Source organism: Halorubrum sp. CBA1125, assembly GCF_009742825.1.
Classification (GTDB): domain Archaea; phylum Halobacteriota; class Halobacteria; order Halobacteriales; family Haloferacaceae; genus Halorubrum.
The window spans coordinates 1-1,745 of the sequence record NZ_WPCE01000335.1 but is presented as its reverse complement, the minus strand read 5'-3'; the positions used below and the strand labels follow the sequence as shown (position 1 = coordinate 1,745).

At 69.5% G+C, this 1,745-nt stretch carries 3 protein-coding genes; 2 read left to right on the top strand and 1 reads right to left on the bottom strand.

The genetic code is table 11. The features are described 5' to 3' along the window. Nucleotides 1-662, bottom strand: a 662-nt coding sequence (locus GJ633_RS16430) for an NAD(P)-binding domain-containing protein (RefSeq protein WP_156589622.1), incomplete at its 3' end; no start/stop codon positions are given. Nucleotides 663-808: 146 nt separating this feature from the next. Here GJ633_RS16430 and GJ633_RS16425 point away from each other — a divergent pair. Then, a complete protein-coding gene (locus GJ633_RS16425) occupies nt 809-1,144 on the top strand; it encodes a PadR family transcriptional regulator (protein WP_156589621.1) in 336 nt (111 codons plus the stop codon). 141 nt (nt 1,145-1,285) lie between these two features. Beyond that, nucleotides 1,286-1,745 (top strand): CopG family ribbon-helix-helix protein (locus GJ633_RS16420; RefSeq protein ID WP_156589620.1); only part of this gene is annotated, 460 nt, incomplete at its 3' end.

Sequence of the window (1,745 nt, the reverse complement as noted above, 5' to 3'; positions counted from 1 at the left end):
GCGCCGTCGAACGCCCGCTGGATCTCCGCGTACACCTCCGGCGCCCCTTCGGTGACGGTGTCGGCGACATCGTCGAGCGCGGCGGAGACGGGCGTGTGGAACTCCTCGCGAACCTCCTCGCCGGCGAGCCGCCACGCGAGCACCGCCGCGTGCGCGCCGGCCTGCACCGTCTCCATCGCCCGGTCGTGTTCCTCGGGGGTCGTCTCGAACACCTCGTTGCCGCCCGCCTCGATCGCGGCCGAGACGTCCCCGACGACGGGGCCGTCCCGGTCGACGACCGCGGCGACGTTCCCGGGGACGCGGGGCGGGGCGAAAAGCGGGTGGTAGCTCGCGCGTTCGAGCTCCGGCGCGTGCTCGCGCATCGCCGTGACGGCCGTCGTCATCTCGCCGGAGACATCGAGGATCGCCCGCTCCGCGCGGGGCGCGTACGCCTCGACCGCCGCCGGCACCGCCGACATCGGCACCGCGAGACACACCGCGTCGTGGGTCGTGTCGCCGTCGGCCGGCACCGCCTCCGCGTCGCGCGCGGCCGCGGCGTCGGCGGCGACCTCGGGGTCGCGATCGGCGAAGGCGACGCTCGCCGCGACCGGCGCGTCGTCGGCCGCCACCGTATCGGCGACCCACCGGCCGATCTCGCCCGCACCCACGACGAGGAGGTCCATCGGTTGTCGACACGGAGGGCGCCCGAGCGTTAAAAGGGCTCGCTCTGCTCCGTCGTCGTGATCGGCGTCCGGAGCACGTGTACGGTGTCACGTGACGGAGGCGGACGGACCGAAACGGTCGTGAGGGTCCGCCCGAATCGTGGCCCATGACGAAGTGGCTCCACAGCGGCCGCCGCCGCGACCTGTGTGCACTGCTGTACGACGCCGGAGAGCTGCGGGCACAGACGCTGAAGAACCGACTGGAGTCCCACTACGACGAGCGCATCGATCCGGGATCGTTCTACGCGACGCTGTCCTCGATGGTCGACGCCGGTTACCTCGACCGGCACACCGAGGGGATCGCGGACGTCTACGCGCTCACCGACGCCGGCGAGCGGGCCCTCCTCAACCATCACGCGTGGCTCACGGACCGGATCGAAGCTGGTTCATCCCGGACGGAGGACGACCCGAACCGGACGGAGGACGGCTCGGACCGGCAGTGAGACGATCCCGAGGGGTGGAGGGAAGCCCAACGCGGGGTGAACCTAAACATTAACAACATGAACCGCGAGAGGCCCGCCTCGACCTCGTCCGGACGCATGGTGAACCTAAACATTAACAACATGAACCACTAACGTTATTACATGACCGTCGTCAGCGTCTCGATGCCGGAGGAACTGCTCGAGCGAATCGACGGATTCGCGGACGAACACGGCTACACCGGCCGCAGCGAGGTCGTCCGCGAGGCTTCCCGGAACCTCCTCGGCGAGTTCGAAGACGCGAAGCTGGAAGACCGTGACCTGATGGCGATCGTGACGGTGCTTTTCGACTACGAGACCACGAGCGTCGAAGAGCGGATGATGCGCCTGCGCCACGAACACGAGGGGATCGTCGCCTCCAACTTCCACAGCCACGTGGGAGCACGCTGCTGTATGGAACTGTTCGTCCTCGAGGGGCGCCTCGACGAGATCTCGGCGTTCGTGGGGAAGGTCCGCGCGACCAAGGACACCCTCACCGTCGACTACAGCGTGACGCCGGTCGACGAGTTCGGGGCGGGCGCGCTCGGCGGAGACGACGCCCGGAGCGTCGCCGACGCCGCGACCG